Source organism: Hyunsoonleella rubra, assembly GCF_042684665.1.
Taxonomy (GTDB): Bacteria; Bacteroidota; Bacteroidia; order Flavobacteriales; family Flavobacteriaceae; genus Jejuia; species Jejuia rubra.
In genome coordinates this window covers 1-14,838 of sequence record NZ_JBHULY010000002.1, presented here as the reverse complement: position 1 = coordinate 14,838, position 14,838 = coordinate 1, and the positions used below count along the sequence as shown (strand labels likewise).

General features: G+C 38.5%; 20 protein-coding genes. 19 read left to right on the top strand and 1 reads right to left on the bottom strand.

Annotated features, from left to right (window positions below):
* Positions 1–3: 3 nt before the first annotated feature.
* From ACFSR8_RS00195 to ACFSR8_RS00115, 17 genes are all read left to right on the top strand, one after another.
* A complete protein-coding gene (locus tag ACFSR8_RS00195) occupies positions 4–636 on the top strand; it encodes a flavin reductase family protein (RefSeq protein WP_380287825.1) in 633 nt (210 codons plus the stop codon).
* Positions 633–2,102, top strand: coding sequence for an SDR family oxidoreductase (locus tag ACFSR8_RS00190; RefSeq protein ID WP_380287823.1), 1,470 nt, complete (start codon positions 633–635; stop codon positions 2,100–2,102). The genes ACFSR8_RS00195 and ACFSR8_RS00190 overlap by 4 nt, the downstream gene beginning before the upstream one ends.
* Positions 2,053–2,199: a DUF2256 domain-containing protein gene (locus ACFSR8_RS00185; RefSeq protein WP_380287821.1), complete on the top strand. Its 147-nt coding sequence runs from the start codon at positions 2,053–2,055 to the stop codon at positions 2,197–2,199. Before ACFSR8_RS00190 ends, ACFSR8_RS00185 begins: the two co-directional genes overlap by 50 nt.
* Positions 2,169–3,479: a DASH family cryptochrome gene (locus ACFSR8_RS00180; RefSeq protein WP_380287820.1), complete on the top strand. Its 1,311-nt coding sequence runs from the start codon at positions 2,169–2,171 to the stop codon at positions 3,477–3,479. The genes ACFSR8_RS00185 and ACFSR8_RS00180 overlap by 31 nt, the downstream gene beginning before the upstream one ends.
* On the top strand, positions 3,480–5,012 hold the full coding sequence (locus ACFSR8_RS00175) for a cryptochrome/photolyase family protein (protein WP_380287818.1): 1,533 nt from the start codon (positions 3,480–3,482) through the stop codon (positions 5,010–5,012).
* Positions 5,002–6,483, top strand: a complete 1,482-nt coding sequence (locus ACFSR8_RS00170; RefSeq protein ID WP_380287816.1) for a cryptochrome/deoxyribodipyrimidine photo-lyase family protein — start codon at positions 5,002–5,004, stop codon at positions 6,481–6,483. The genes ACFSR8_RS00175 and ACFSR8_RS00170 overlap by 11 nt, the downstream gene beginning before the upstream one ends.
* Positions 6,484–6,606: 123 nt before the next feature.
* Positions 6,607–7,035, top strand: a complete 429-nt coding sequence (locus ACFSR8_RS00165) for a hypothetical protein (RefSeq protein ID WP_380287814.1) — start codon at positions 6,607–6,609, stop codon at positions 7,033–7,035.
* Entirely contained in the window at positions 7,032–7,304 is a 273-nt protein-coding gene (locus tag ACFSR8_RS00160; protein WP_380287812.1) for a TIGR03643 family protein, read from the top strand. The genes ACFSR8_RS00165 and ACFSR8_RS00160 overlap by 4 nt, the downstream gene beginning before the upstream one ends.
* A 41-nt stretch (positions 7,305–7,345) precedes the next feature.
* Positions 7,346–8,041, top strand: coding sequence for a GTP cyclohydrolase I FolE (gene folE, locus ACFSR8_RS00155; RefSeq protein ID WP_380287810.1), 696 nt, complete (start codon positions 7,346–7,348; stop codon positions 8,039–8,041).
* A gap of 10 nt (positions 8,042–8,051) precedes the next feature.
* A complete protein-coding gene (locus ACFSR8_RS00150; protein WP_380287970.1) occupies positions 8,052–8,276 on the top strand; it encodes a hypothetical protein in 225 nt (74 codons plus the stop codon).
* 145 nt (positions 8,277–8,421) lie between these two features.
* Positions 8,422–8,637: a hypothetical protein gene (locus tag ACFSR8_RS00145; protein ID WP_380287808.1), complete on the top strand. Its 216-nt coding sequence runs from the start codon at positions 8,422–8,424 to the stop codon at positions 8,635–8,637.
* A 21-nt stretch (positions 8,638–8,658) separates the two neighbouring features.
* Complete coding sequence (locus tag ACFSR8_RS00140) at positions 8,659–9,342, top strand: SDR family NAD(P)-dependent oxidoreductase (protein ID WP_380287806.1); 684 nt, start codon at positions 8,659–8,661, stop codon at positions 9,340–9,342.
* A 3-nt stretch (positions 9,343–9,345) separates the two neighbouring features.
* Complete coding sequence (locus ACFSR8_RS00135; RefSeq protein ID WP_380287804.1) at positions 9,346–9,882, top strand: glutathione peroxidase; 537 nt, start codon at positions 9,346–9,348, stop codon at positions 9,880–9,882.
* A 6-nt stretch (positions 9,883–9,888) separates the two neighbouring features.
* Entirely contained in the window at positions 9,889–10,065 is a 177-nt protein-coding gene (locus ACFSR8_RS00130; RefSeq protein WP_380287802.1) for a Lacal_2735 family protein, read from the top strand.
* Positions 10,052–10,513, top strand: coding sequence for a TspO/MBR family protein (locus tag ACFSR8_RS00125; protein ID WP_380287800.1), 462 nt, complete (start codon positions 10,052–10,054; stop codon positions 10,511–10,513). Before ACFSR8_RS00130 ends, ACFSR8_RS00125 begins: the two co-directional genes overlap by 14 nt.
* A gap of 3 nt (positions 10,514–10,516) precedes the next feature.
* Positions 10,517–10,978: an SRPBCC family protein gene (locus ACFSR8_RS00120; RefSeq protein ID WP_380287798.1), complete on the top strand. Its 462-nt coding sequence runs from the start codon at positions 10,517–10,519 to the stop codon at positions 10,976–10,978.
* A gap of 116 nt (positions 10,979–11,094) precedes the next feature.
* The gene (locus tag ACFSR8_RS00115; protein ID WP_380287796.1) at positions 11,095–12,399 is read left to right on the top strand and encodes a cryptochrome/photolyase family protein; all 1,305 of its coding nucleotides are present in this window, start codon (positions 11,095–11,097) and stop codon (positions 12,397–12,399) included.
* A 33-nt stretch (positions 12,400–12,432) separates the two neighbouring features.
* On the opposite strand, the gene ACFSR8_RS00110 is transcribed toward ACFSR8_RS00115, so the two are convergent.
* A complete protein-coding gene (locus ACFSR8_RS00110; protein ID WP_380287794.1) occupies positions 12,433–12,798 on the bottom strand; it encodes a hypothetical protein in 366 nt (121 codons plus the stop codon).
* Positions 12,799–12,981: 183 nt separating this feature from the next.
* Between ACFSR8_RS00110 and ACFSR8_RS00105 the strand changes: the two genes are divergently transcribed.
* Together ACFSR8_RS00105 and ACFSR8_RS00100 are read left to right on the top strand one after the other, a co-directional pair.
* The gene (locus ACFSR8_RS00105; protein ID WP_380287792.1) at positions 12,982–14,088 is read left to right on the top strand and encodes a tyrosine-type recombinase/integrase; all 1,107 of its coding nucleotides are present in this window, start codon (positions 12,982–12,984) and stop codon (positions 14,086–14,088) included.
* Positions 14,089–14,151: 63 nt separating this feature from the next.
* Positions 14,152–14,757 (top strand): hypothetical protein, encoded by a 606-nt coding sequence (locus tag ACFSR8_RS00100; RefSeq protein ID WP_380287790.1) that lies wholly within the window; start codon positions 14,152–14,154, stop codon positions 14,755–14,757.
* Positions 14,758–14,838 lie beyond the last annotated feature (81 nt).

The following is a 14,838-nucleotide window of genomic DNA, read 5'->3' as shown; positions in this document are numbered from 1 at the left end:
GTCGTGAAATTTTTCAGTGCAACGGACATACAGCAACTCAATCACATCTATAAAATCAATCTGATAAATAGTTGCTCTGGGTACAAATCGGCCAACCTTATTGGTTCAATTTCTGAAAATGGCTTAGAAAATGTAGCGGTATTTAGTTCTGTAACGCATATTGGCTCTAACCCAGCAATGTTAGGATTCTTTCTAAGACCGACAACTGTTTTACGCAATACTTACGAAAACATTAAGGCTACGGGTCTTTACACCATTAACCCTATTTATCAAGATATTATTTCAGACGCGCATCACACTTCGGCCAAATATGATGTTGCCATTTCGGAGTTTGACATGACCAATCTGGAAGCAGAGTATAAATCAAATTTTCCGGCACCTTTCGTAAAAAATGCCCCTATTCAATTGGAGATGGAATATGTGGAGGAATATTTTATTAAAGCAAACCAAACCATTTTAGTCATCGGGAAAATTAACGGCCTATACCTCAACGATAACCTTATTGAATCGGACGGTTTTATTAACCTTTCAAAAGCTCAAATTGCAACAATAAATGGACTGGACGGTTATGCCGTTCCAACTACCAAAACGCGTTTTGGATATCAACGACCTAAACTAACAACACAGGAATTATGACCATTTTAGTAACAGGTGCCACAGGCTATATTGGCAAACGTCTCGTCCCATTTTTAGTAAATGAGGGGCACAAGGTAGTTTGTGTGGTTCGCGACAGGCTCCGAGCGGACAAAAGTTATTTTGAAGACGACAACGTATATGTTATCGAAGCCGATTTTTTAAATCCGGAAACCCTGGACAATATTCCGAAAAAAATTGATGTTGCCTATTATTTGATTCACTCCATGTCCAACTCCTCAAAGGATTTTGAAACTTTGGAAGAACGTTGCGCCAGAAATTTTAAAAATTATATTGAAACTACCGATGCAAAGCAAGTCATTTATTTAAGTGGCATCACAAATGAAGATGAACTGTCAAAGCATCTCAGTTCGCGGAAAAATGTAGAAACTTGTTTGGCTTCTGACCGATATGCGCTAACCGTTTTTAGGGCCGGCATTATTGTTGGTTCGGGGAGTTCTTCGTTTGAAATCATAAGGGATTTAGTAGAAAAACTCCCCATAATGGTTGCGCCAAAATGGTTGCACACCAAAACGCAACCTTTGGCAGTTAGGGATGTTTTGGCCTTTTTATACAAATCCGCAGGAAACGAGAAAGTTTACAACAACACCTACGATGTTTTTGGCCCCGAGGTCATCACTTACAAAGACATGTTATTGCAGTTTGCAGAAGTACGCCAATTAAAAAGGTACATTCTTACGGTGCCAGTAATGACTCCAAAGCTATCTTCCTATTGGCTGTATTTTGTGACTTCAACCTCCTATAAACTGGCTACAACTTTGGTGGACAGTATGGGGGTTCAGATTATTGGAAAACCAAGCGACATCAATTCCATATTAGGCGTTAATCCAATTACTTACAAGGAAGCGGTAGCATTGGCTTTTGAAAAAATTGAACAGAATAGTATTGTTTCCAGTTGGAAGGATTCCATGGTGAGTAGTGGTAGATTGGGTAATCGCCTCCATAAATACGTGAATGTTCCAAAATTTGGATGCTTCCGCGACTATAAAGAACGCTGGGTCATTGACGCAGATCAAACCGTGGAAAAAATCTGGAGTATCGGCGGCACCAACGGGTGGTACTATGGTACCATTCTTTGGCGTGTGCGAGGATATATCGACAAACTTTTTGGGGGTATCGGTTTAAGACGCGGACGTACAAGCCCCACCGAGTTAGATGCCGGTGATGCATTGGATTTTTGGCGCGTAATTTATGCAGACAAAAGCAAGAAAAAATTATTGCTTTATGCCGAAATGCGCTTACCAGGTGAGGCGTGGCTAGAGTTCAAAATAGAAGATCATAAACTGAAACAGACGGCTACATTTAGGCCAAAAGGACTTTGGGGCAGATTGTATTGGTATGCCGTATTACCATTCCACGGTTTTATCTTTTCGGGAATGATTAATAAACTAGTTGAAGTTGAGTCACAAAAAGCAGTACTTACCCCAGAAAACGTGTCCAACGTGTAAACGCCCATTTGCGTGGAGAAAAAAATGGGAAAAGAATTGGGACGGCGTCGTTTATTGCAGTAAAAAATGCAGAAGCAACAAAACAGCATTGGCTTAGTTTGGTTTAGGAATGACCTGAGGGTTCAGGACAATTTCATTTTAAATCAAGCACTTCAATACCATAGTAAAGTTATTGCTTTGTATTGTTTTGATCCGAAACATTACGAAACTTCAGTATTCGGATTCAAAAAAACAGAAAAATTCAGGGCAAAATTTTTAATAGAAAGTATTATCGATTTAAGGAAAAACTTAAAAGCCCTGAATATCGAATTGTTTGTATTTCAAAACAAACCTGAAGATGTGATCCCTACACTTGTGAAAACCTACAATATATCCACAATCTTCCTTCAAAAGGAATGGACCAGCGAAGAACATACCGTTTTCAAAAACGTGAAAGCATCTGTTAAACAGGAGGTAAATTTTTGCGAATACTACGACCAATTTTTATATCATCCAGATGATATTCCTTTTGCAATTTCAAGTATTCCATCAATATTTACCAACTTTAGAAAACAGGTTGAAAAACTATCCAAAGTGAAGGCATTTTTTGAAAGCGAATCGGCCTCTGCTCATCCAAGAATTAGCAACACCACAACAATCCCTTCGCTGGAGGATTTAGGTTTTGAAGAATTTGAACCGAACCCGAATTCGGCGTTTCCTTTTAAAGGAGGGGAAACCTCTGCTTTGGAGCGGTTGAAGTATTATTTCTTCGAAACCAAAAAACTCAGTGTTTATAAAAGGACCCGAAATGGATTGGTAGGTACTGATTTTAGCTCAAAATTTTCGCCATGGCTCGCTAACGGCAGCATTTCAGCAAGGACTATATACTGGAATGTAAAAGCTTTTGAAAAGGAGCATTTTAAGAACCTGTCTACCTATTGGCTGGTTTTCGAATTGATTTGGAGGGATTACTTCAAGTATATTTCGTTGAAACATGGCAATACTATTTTTAAAATTGGGGGTATTCTAAATAAAGATTACGAATGGAAATCTGACGCAACCATGGTTCAAAAATGGATAAACGGGAAAACCTGTTCGGCATTTGTCAACGCTAACATGATCGAACTCCAAAAAACAGGCTGGATGAGCAACAGGGGGCGACAGATTGTAGCATCCTTTTTTGCGAAAGACCTGCTTTTGGATTGGAGAATTGGGGCATCTTATTTTGAATCGCTTTTAATTGATTATGACGTTCATAGCAATTATGGCAATTGGATGTACGTTGCGGGTGTGGGGAACGACCCGCGGGACAGAAAATTTAATGTAGAATTGCAAGCAGAACGTTACGATCCCAAAGGCACTTTCAGGAATATATGGTTGCAACCGACACTTTTTTAGATGAAAACCCTTCGACTCATATTAGGTGATCAACTTAACATCAAGCATTCTTGGTTTAAAACCATTGATGACGACGTACTGTACTGCATGTTCGAAATGCGACAGGAAACGGATTATGTTATGCACCACATTCAGAAAGTAATTGGGTTTTTCGCTTCCATGCGACAGTTTTGCGAAGATTTGAAATCGAAAAACCATCAGGTGATTTATTTCAAAATAAATGATACTGATAATACCCAAATTCTCGCAGACAACCTTTCAAAACTAATTGAAAGGAATGGCATTGAACACTTTGAATACCTCTTTCCAGATGAATATCGACTAGACGAGCAATTGAGTGCATTTTGCCAAAATTTATCAATTACCTCAAAAGCTATTTCTGCCGAACACTTTTACACAGGGCGTAAAGATTTAGGCCTATTCTTCAAGGGTAAAAAGCAATATCTGATGGAAAACTTCTATCGCGATATGCGGAAAATGCATGATATTTTGATGGTGGCCGGTCAACCCGAAGGCGGTAAATGGAACTACGACAAAAGTAACCGCAATAAATGGAAAGGCGATGTTGAAATCCCCGCTTATAAATGGTTTAAAAACAATGTAGATGAAGTTGTATCCGATATAGAAAAGGCCGGCATCAAAACAATCGGCAAATTTGAAACCCAAACCTTTAGCTACCCGATTACACGCCTTCAAGCTTTAGATCAACTCAAATATTTCTGCGAGCATTTGCTGGTACACTTTGGGGATTACCAGGATGCGATGCATACAGAGGAAGTTTACTTGTTTCATTCAAGGCTTTCTTTTGCAATGAATTTGAAACTTATTTCACCAAAGGACGTTGTTCAAACCGTATTAAATTACTATAGAAACCATGGTTCGCACATTCACATATCCCAGGTAGAAGGGTTTATCCGCCAAATTATCGGATGGCGCGAATATATGCGCGGGATGTATTGGGCTTTTATGCCAAAGTATAAAACGCTAAACGAACTTGAAAACCACAATACACTTCCCGACTTTTTTTGGACAGGCAATACAGACATGAACTGCCTGAAACATGCCATCACCAATTCTTTGGAAAACGGGTATGCACATCACATTCAACGTTTGATGATTACGGGAAATTATGCATTGCTAACCCAAACCAACCCCGATGAAGTAGATGCTTGGTATTTGGGTATATATGTGGATGCCATAGAATGGGTGCAATTGACCAATACCAGAGGCATGAGCCAATATGCCGATGGCGGAAAGATTGCCACTAAACCCTATGTGTCATCGGGCTCATACATTCATAAAATGAGCAATTATTGTGACCATTGCCATTACAATAAAAATAAAAAAACCGAAGATGATGCCTGCCCGTTCAACAGCTTGTACTGGAATTTTCTGGATGAAAAGCGTGAACAATTGGGTAATAATTTTAGAATGAAAATGATGTATAGCCTTTTGGATAAAATGAAAGCTTCGGATTTGGAACAATTAAAGCATAAAGCGCAACATATTATAGCACACCCAAATGAATACTAAACCCCAAATACATGTAGTTTGGCTAAAGCGCGATTTACGCCTTCACGATAATGAAGCCATTTATAACGCTCTAAAAAGTGGCATGCGCATTCTCCTCCTCTACAGTTTTGAACCCCTACTTTTGCAGGACCCTCATTATAGTGAACGCCACTGGAATTTTATTCAGGAGTCCATTGTAGATTTAAATAATGAATTGAAGGCCCACAACACTAAGGTGCTGGCAGTACAATCGGATATCATTCCCTTGTTTAATCAATTGTTGACGCGCTTTCAAATTACAAAGGTGTTTTCCCATCAAGAAACTGGGATTTTAGTCACTTATGAGCGAGATAAAAATTTTAAACGCTTCTGCAAAAATAATTTCATCATATGGGAAGAAAATATTAATAACGGCGTACAGCGTGGTTTAAAAAACAGGGATGGATGGAATGAGATCGTTGATGCCTTTTATGCCATAGAGCCACTGCCCTTTTCACCCAAACCGGATCAGTTTGTCTCGATTGATGACATCGAGGCATTGGAAAAAAACTTCAATTTGCCCGATTTGGAAACGCCCAAAACTTCCACTTTTCAAAAAGGAGGGCGTAGCACTGGGTTGCGCTACTTAGAATCATTTTTGGAAGAACGCTACCCCAATTATATGCTCCATATTTCAAAACCGGAATTGGCGAGAACGAGCTGTAGCAGAATTTCACCATATCTGGCTTGGGGGAATCTATCAGTACGGGAAGTGTACCATCAAGCGTATCACTTGAAGAAATCTTCCAAACACAAAAAAGCATTAGAAGCATTTATGTCCCGCTTGCGCTGGCAAACCCATTTTATCCAAAAGTTTGAAATGGAGCATACTATGGAAGAAGCTAGTGTAAACCGAGGCTTTCATAAGCTCAAAAAAAGTGTTTCAAAACAATACCAAATAGCGTGGAAAACCGGACAGACAGGATATCCATTGGTAGATGCCTGCATGCGATGCCTAACTGAAACTGGGTATCTCAACTTTAGGATGCGCGCCATGCTCGTATCATTCTTCACACACAATCTTTGGCAACCTTGGCAAGAAGCCACAACCCATTTGTCTCAAATGTTTTTGGATTTTGAGCCAGGCATTCACTTTCCACAACTCCAGATGCAAGCTGGCGAAACGGGAGTGAACATGTTGCGTATTTATAATCCCATTAAAAATAGTTTAGAGCATGACCCAGAGGCATCTTTCATAAAAAAATGGGTGCTGGAGCTACGTCATTTAGATACGCCTTTTGCACACCAGCCATATTTGATGACTGAAATGGAGCAACAATTCTATAATTTCAAACTCGGGAAAGACTACCCAAAACCTATTGTGGATTTAGAGATTTCACGAAAAAAGGCAGGCGATGCCCTTTGGAAATTACGTAAAGACAAGACCGTTTTGGCCGAAAGCCAAAGAATTCTTAGAAAGCATACACTTCGCAATCGCTTTCAAAAATCCTAACACCCTTATTATCATACACATAACCCCTTAATAAGTTTTATCAATAGTCATATGTAATTTTTTGTTTAACTTATTTACTTAAATATTAAACATTTTGTATCTTTGGTATATAAGATTTGGAAAATGGTTTTAAACACAACATACTTTAACAAGGATCACAAGCAAATTTTAAGTGATTTGGTGGGTAGTTCGTTTACACTTTTTGAGTCCCTAAGATTGAAGGGCATCGGTTCAAAACGCATGATTATTGGCGAAGTTAGCCCCAACCTGCAACAGTTCATGAATACAGTTTCCGATATCAATTATGCAAACATTGAATTACGCAGAAATGGTATCCTTGTTTTCATCAATAAAGGGCTTCAAAACTTTACTTGGGCTATACCCTATTACCAATTGGTTATATATAAAACCAACGGTGCCAGTATCCATGCGCAAGGTAAGTTTATACACTTTAAAAACACCAAGACATTTAGAGAAAACAAGCCTTTCTTTGATAAGATGTTAGATGAAAAAATCAAATACGACCAACAATATAACTTTCAAGGTGTGTGAAATTAGATTTGGAAGATGTAGATAGAATAATTGAAATGGCATGGGAAGATCGCACCACTTTTGAAGCCATTCAGTTCCAATTTGGATTGAAAGAACAGGAAGTTATAGAATTAATGCGACGAGAAATGAAACCCAGCAGTTTCAAAATGTGGCGAAAACGGGTTCAAGGGCGGTCAACAAAACATGAAAAACTTAGAATTTTTGAAAAAGGACGCTTTAAATGTAGCAGACAGACGCAAATATCAAATAATAAAATTTCAAAACGCTAACGTGCTTTGGCGATTATAGCACAGCACATAAAAAAGAAGACATGCAATTAGAAAAATTAAAATCGAAAACAAACGGACACAAACTAAACGGATTTAGCCTTGAGGATATTGGGGACGACCACCTTTATACTGGGTTAGAAACCCCAATGCGAAAAGATGCTTTTAAATTAAGTGATACGGAAAAGAAAGCCCGAATTGCCATCCTATTTGAAGAAATTATGGAAGTGATGGGGCTGGACTTAACCGATGACTCCCTAAAGGGTACGCCAAAGCGTGTGGCCAAAATGTACATCGATGAAATTTTTTCGGGGTTAAATCCGGACAATAAGCCAAAAGTAGCATTGTTTGATAACAAATATCAGTACAATCAGATGTTGGTGGAGAAGAACATTACCTTTTACTCCAACTGCGAACATCATTTTGTGCCCATCATCGGAAAAGCCCATGTGGCATACATCTCTTCCGGAAAAGTCATCGGGCTGTCAAAATTGAACCGAATTGTTCAATATTATGCAAAGCGCCCACAGGTTCAAGAACGTTTAACAAACCAAATAGCTAACGAATTAAAATCAATTCTGGACACGGAAGATGTTGCCGTCATTATTGACGCAAAACACCTTTGTGTGTCTTCAAGAGGTATAAAAGATGATACCTCATCGACGGTTACCGCGTATTACGGCGGACAATTTAATACTCCAGAGAAAATCACGGAATTACAGAATTATTTAAACAGTTAATATTATGGAATTGGAATTAATTAACAGAGCTTTAGAGTTTGAGCAAAGGAAAATGAGATCGCTGTCTACAAGCGATAGGGTAAAAATTTCAAGAGAGGCAAAATCCCTAATCTTGGATTTAAACCAAATCTACAAGGTCAAAAAAGACCAAAAAATAATGGACATCATGAAACGTTTAACGGCCATAAAAAGAAAGGTTGAAAAGCGATTAAAAGGTGCACCATTGACCATTTAATTGTCAACAATCGGGATTTAAAACCCTGAAATATTAAATTTTACCTAATAAATCACCATAAAAATAGGTAATCTGTCATAATTTCTTATATTGCGAATCGCCTAAAAATTAGGCACTTCACATTATTAAAAGTTAGGTATAAATTATGGAGATTATTGACAAGGCTTTGGAATTCGAACAGCGTAAACACACGTTCAAAACTACAAGTGAGCGCATCGAATCTTCAAGGGAAGTAAAAAGTTTAATTTTAAGTATAAACGACATCTATAAGAAGGAAAAAGATCCTGAGCTTATGGATTTGATGAAGCGTTTAACGGCCATCAAACAAAAAATAGAAAAACGGCTGAAGGGCAGGCCATAAACAAAAAATGCCCTGAAACCCATGAAAACAATAATAGTAGTTGGTGGAAGTAAGGGCATTGGAAAAGCTTTAGTAACAAAGCTATTAGACTACTGCAAGGTTATTAACCTAAGTAGAAGTGTTCCAGAACTATCGCATGACAATTTAACCCACCACAAATGCGATGTACTTCAAGATGACTTACCAGATTTAGAAACCGCAGACGCGCTGGTGTACTGCCCTGGAAGCATCAATCTTAAACCCATATCTAGGCTGAGCATTGAAGATTTTAAAAATGACTTTGAAATCAACGTGCTAGGTGCTGTAAAAGTCATACAAAAGTATTTGCCCCTTCTAAAAAGCAGCACATATCCCTCCATTGTACTGTTCAGTACAGTGGCAGCAAAACTGGGCATGCCCTATCATGCCAGTATAGCCACGGCAAAATCAGGCGTTGAAGGTCTGGTAAAATCCTTGGGAGCAGAACTGGCACCAAGCATGCGCATCAATGCCATTGCCCCAACGGTAACTGACACCGATTTGGCCTCAAAGTTGCTGCGCAATGATAAAATGATTGAAAATATCACTGAACGCCATCCCCTCAAAAAGTTTTTATCCCCAGAAGAAGTTGCCGATATGGCCGAATTCTTATTATCGGATAACGCTTCGTCTGTCTCAGGCCAAATTTTTGAAATGGATTGCGGCATTGTAAGTTTTAAAATTTAAGGCATGGATTTGATAAAGACATTTGTAGCTACTTTAGGCGCGAAAGCCGACACTCAAAAACTGGATGTGGCTTCTATTTATGACATTCAGATAAATGCGCTGAACGGAACCCCAATTGACCTTTCGGAATATAAAGGCAAACACCTACTTTTTGTCAATGCGGCCTCAAAATGTGGTTTTACACCACAGTACAAAGATTTGCAAAAACTTTACGACACCCATAAAGATAGAGTACAAGTTATCGGCGTACCCTGCAATCAATTTGGAGGGCAGGAACCGGGAAGCCATGAAGACATTGAAATGTTCTGTGAGTTCAATTACGGTGTAAGTTTCCTTATGACTGAAAAAGTGGATGTTAAAGGCAGGCACCAGCACCCGCTTTACACCTGGCTTACCCAAAAAGTAAATAATGGCGTAACGGATTCATCCGTAAAATGGAATTTTCAAAAATATCTGATTGGCTTAGAGGGGGAATTTATAGATTACTTCCTCTCCACCACCAATCCGCTTAGTTCAAAAATTGTTAAACACCTAAAATAAATCGCTATGATTAGTTTCTTCAAAAGAAAATCAAAAAAAGAAAGATTAGAAGCCAAGTTTAAAAAATTAATGCAGGAATGGCACGAGCTGTCAAGTATTAACAGGGCAGCCAGTGATAGTAAGTACGCAGAAGCCCAATTGATTGCAAAACAGTTGAGCGCTTTAAAACATGAAGTTGCTTAAATACATCATACTATTTTTACTGATTAACTTCGGGGCCTTGGCCATTGGTAGCTGGCTAATGGACAATGGCCCTCAAACCGATTGGTACCACAATTTAAACAAAGCCCCTTGGACACCTCCAGGCTGGGTATTTGGTGCCGCATGGACTACGATAATGATTTGTTTCTCCGTTTATATGGCATACTTGTATAAATTGATCTCAAATACATCAATTCTTGTGTTGTTCAGTATCCAATTTGTGCTAAATGTAATTTGGAATTACATATTCTTTAATCAGCATTTTGTTGACCTCGGGTTTACCGTAATTCTTATGCTAACGGCTGTGGTAAGTATTTTTACGTTTTCATTTATAAAAAAAATGAAGTGGAAAACTGCCCTTATCCTCCCCTATTTCATTTGGTTGTGCATAGCAACCTCATTGAACGGCTATATCTTATTCAACAACTAAATCATGAAAATATACACCCTACATAAAAAACAAAACTTACCCATCTCCGTTGAAGATGCTTGGGATTTTCTGTCCGATCCAAAAAACCTTAAAACCATTACGCCCGATTATATGGGGTTCAATATTTTGTCGGGAACAGACCGGCCCATGTTTGCCGGACAGATTATTCAGTATATTGTCACTCCAGTTCTGGGCATTAAAACCAAATGGGTTACTGAAATTACCCATGTTATCGACAGGCAATATTTTGTGGACGAACAGCGCTTTGGTCCTTATGCCCTTTGGCACCACAAGCACTTTATCAAGGCCATTGACGGCGGTGTGGAAATGGAGGATATTATCGATTATAAAGTGCCCTTTGGGTGGCTTGGGCAGTTGGTGCACCCTATTTTAGTGAAACCGAAATTAGAAGAAATCTTTAATTACAGAACTAAAAAGTTAGAGGAACTTTTTGGGAAATACTAATTAAGAACACATTGTCATTCTGTCCCGATGGTTATCGGGATTGTTTCAGAATCTACCAAAAAACAAACTAGTGAGATGCTGAACTGAATTCAGCATGACAAACATGACCAAACTAAATGAAACAACCCATAAACATCTTCTGGTTCCGCCGTGATTTAAGATTGGATGATAATCGAGGCTTATACGAAGCTTTAAAAAGCGACTACCCCGTACTCCCCATTTTTATTTTTGATTCTGGAATTTTGAATAAGTTACCAGAAGATGATGCGCGCGTAACGTTTATTTACAGCACATTGCAGGCTATGCGCCGAACCCTGCAGGACAAGTGCGGCAGCAGTATTGCCATTTATAAAGGAACACCTTTGGACGTGTTCCAAAATTTAAACGAACACTATGACATCAAAGGGGTTTACACCAACCACGACTATGAGCCTTATGCCACATCACGGGACGAACACATTGACAACTTCTTAAAAACACATAATAGCTCATTTAGAACCTTTAAAGATCACGTTATTTTTGAAAAGAACGAGGTAGTCAAAAGTGATGGCACCCCCTATGTGGTGTACACGCCCTATATGAAATCCTGGAAAGCCAAATTCAAATCGATTGATTTAAAGGCTTACGATACCACAACGCATTTTAACAACCTGATAAAGCTTAAGGATTTACCAAATGTGAGTTTGGAAACCATTGGATTTAAAATCTCTAGTCAAAAGATTGCACCATACACCGTTACCCCAACATTGATTCAAAACTACGAAGCCACTAGGAATTTCCCTGCTAAAGATGCCACCTCCCGGTTGGGGCCACATTTACGTTTCGGTACGGTAAGCGTTAGAAAAATGGTAAAAAAAGCCATTGCTGAACAAAACGAAATTTTTTGGCAGGAATTGATTTGGCGTGAATTTTTTATGCAAATCCTATGGCATTTTCCTCACACAGTGCATAAAAGCTTTAAGCCAAAATACGACCGCATCCAATGGCGCAATAACGAAACTGAATTCAAGGCTTGGTGTGAGGGCAAAACGGGTTACCCTTTGGTGGATGCAGGAATGCGGCAATTGAACGTAACGGGCTTTATGCACAACCGCGTGCGTATGCTGACGGGTAGTTTTCTATGCAAGCATTTGCTCATTGATTGGCGTTGGGGCGAAGCCTATTTTGCAGAAAAGCTACATGACTACGAAATGGCCAGCAACATTGGTAATTGGCAATGGGTGGCCGGTTGTGGGGTAGATGCTGCACCCTATTTTAGGATTTTTAATCCCACTACCCAAATACAAAAGTTTGACAAAAATTTGGAGTACATCAACACCTGGGTACCCGATTTTCAGGAACTGACCTATCCGCAACCTATTGTGGAGCATAAATTTGCCAGGGAGCGATGTTTGGCTGTTTATAAAGCAGCCCTGAAATAACCAGTTTCTCGAAACTAACCATCTTCCGGGCGGTCAGGTTACCTGGGCCAAGGGCTTCCTTACCACAAGTACCCTGTCATCCGAAAATGCCATCCACGCAAAATCATATACATAATAATACGTCTTCCCCTTGCTGTTAATGTGGTGATGTGTATGGTACTTAAACCTAAATTTTTTCTTTTCCAGCACTACCCGTTCTATTGTGCATTGGGTCTTATTTTTTCCCATAATTTCCAAAAGAATACTTCTATTTCTGTGTAGGATATTATCCAACTCTTTTACAACCAGTGCAGTGGCCTTTCTAAGGTTAACGTGATAGTAATTTTTGCACTTAACAGAGCAAAATATTTTGTCCTTTCGGCCCACCAAACGTTTGTTGCAAATTTTACAGGTATTCATTGTACGGCCCTCTCGGTTGTTTATCGCTTTTAATAAAAAATCACATCCATTTACAACACAACATACTGATTAAAAGCAAAATACGCTGTAGTCGTTTTTAACGGTTAATATACTATTAATTTGATTTCGAGACTTGGTTTTATAGGATTTTTTTCTATGTTTAATACAGTAAACCCCTATAAAATGCAACCCATTATTTATCAGCCACTTAAAGGTGCTAAACGAATTAAGATTTTTATACCCTACAACCGGCAAGGGCTACGCGAGGCCGTCAAAAAAATGAACACCAGCTACTGGCATCCCAATCAAAAATTATGGTCTGTAGTAAATACGGAACAGAACCTTAAATCACTAAAAAGTCTGTTAGGCGAACACTGCAAAATTGAAAAGCGCATCGCTTTTAAGCCCGTTCCGTCGGTAGCTCTTAACGATAGGGCCTTAAGCGCCCTACATGATTTGGAAAAGGCCCTAGTTTTAAAACAGTACAGTGCCTCTAGTATCAGGATATATAAAAAAATGTTCGGAGTATTTTTGGGCAAGTTTATGCAGCGCGACCTCAAAACTGTTAACAAAGAAGAAATTGAGGGCTTTATTTACGAGCTCATCCAGAAAAATAAGATTAGTGAAAGCTACCAGAATCAAATTATCAACGCCATAAAGGCCTACTATGAACATGCCCTGTGCATGCCTAGGGAGTATTACGACGTACAACGCCCAAAAAAGCGATTAAGCATACCCAATGTATTAAGCAAGGAAGAAGTGCTGAAAATTGTTCAAGCACCAAAAAACATAAAGCACAGGGCAATTTTGCAAACTATTTACGGCTCGGGTCTGCGGGTTTCCGAACTTATAAATTTGCGTATTGTTGACGTACACTCAAACGAGGGCTATCTATTTATTAAGGACAGCAAGGGCAAAAAAGACAGAAAGACCATATTATCGGAACATTTGATACTATTGCTACGCGACTACTATAAACAAAACAAGCCTGCCTACTGGTTGTTTGAAGGCCAGAACGGAGGGCAATACAGCCCAACCAGCATACGCGCCATTTTTAGAAAAGCAGTAAAGGATACTAATACCAACCCTTGGGCCACGGTACATACCCTGAGACATTCGTTTGCTACCCATTGCATTGAAAACAACGTAAACATGCGACACCTTCAGACTATGCTGGGCCACAACTCCCCCAAAACGACGGAGATTTATACCAAGACAATAGCAATTAACAATAAAACCGTTACCAGCCCCTTGGATAGCTTACTGAAAAATACTACATTGCAGTTATAAATATATACGATATAACAGCAGCTTTTACGGAAAGTTGCTGTTATACAAGTGTTGCCCACAATTATGAAAAAAGTCCTGCTCACATTAACACTTCTGATTTTTTTAAATTGTAAATCTGACAAAAAAGAATTACCAGCTGAATTTAAAAATAGTAAATTACATCTAATTGAATTTCTTGAAAAGAAAATTTATTTACCAAATGAATTTGAAAAATCAACCATAGAAACTGTAGTTGAAATCATAAAGAATTCACCAGACCAAAATGAGCTTTCGGAATTTGAACTAAATAAACTTAATAGCTTCAAAAAAATGGGAGAAACTGTAGAAATCTTTATCAAAAATGACAACTACAAAAACAATATATCGTTTCAACCAGGAAATTACGTGGAATTAACAAAAGAAGCGGTTGAAGTTTATGTTGATTTACTCGAAAACCATCTTTTTGTCGAATCTGAATCTTATGGAATCAAAAGAAAAAGACTTGAAAGTAAATTTCTAAAATACGGAATTTCGAGTATAGTCAAAGTTAAGTATCATCAGACCTTTAACGAGGAGGAATTATATCTGACTCAATATTTGGTAACTTATAAGTTAAAAACATTCGGAATTATTGTGACAAGTGAAACTGACAATGATTATCAATATATATTAAAGAATTTTAAAAAATAACTGTGGGCAACAACGTGTCCTATGAAAAGCCCTAGTCCAGTTCTCTAAAGATAATTAATATTTTATTTTTTTACTTAAACC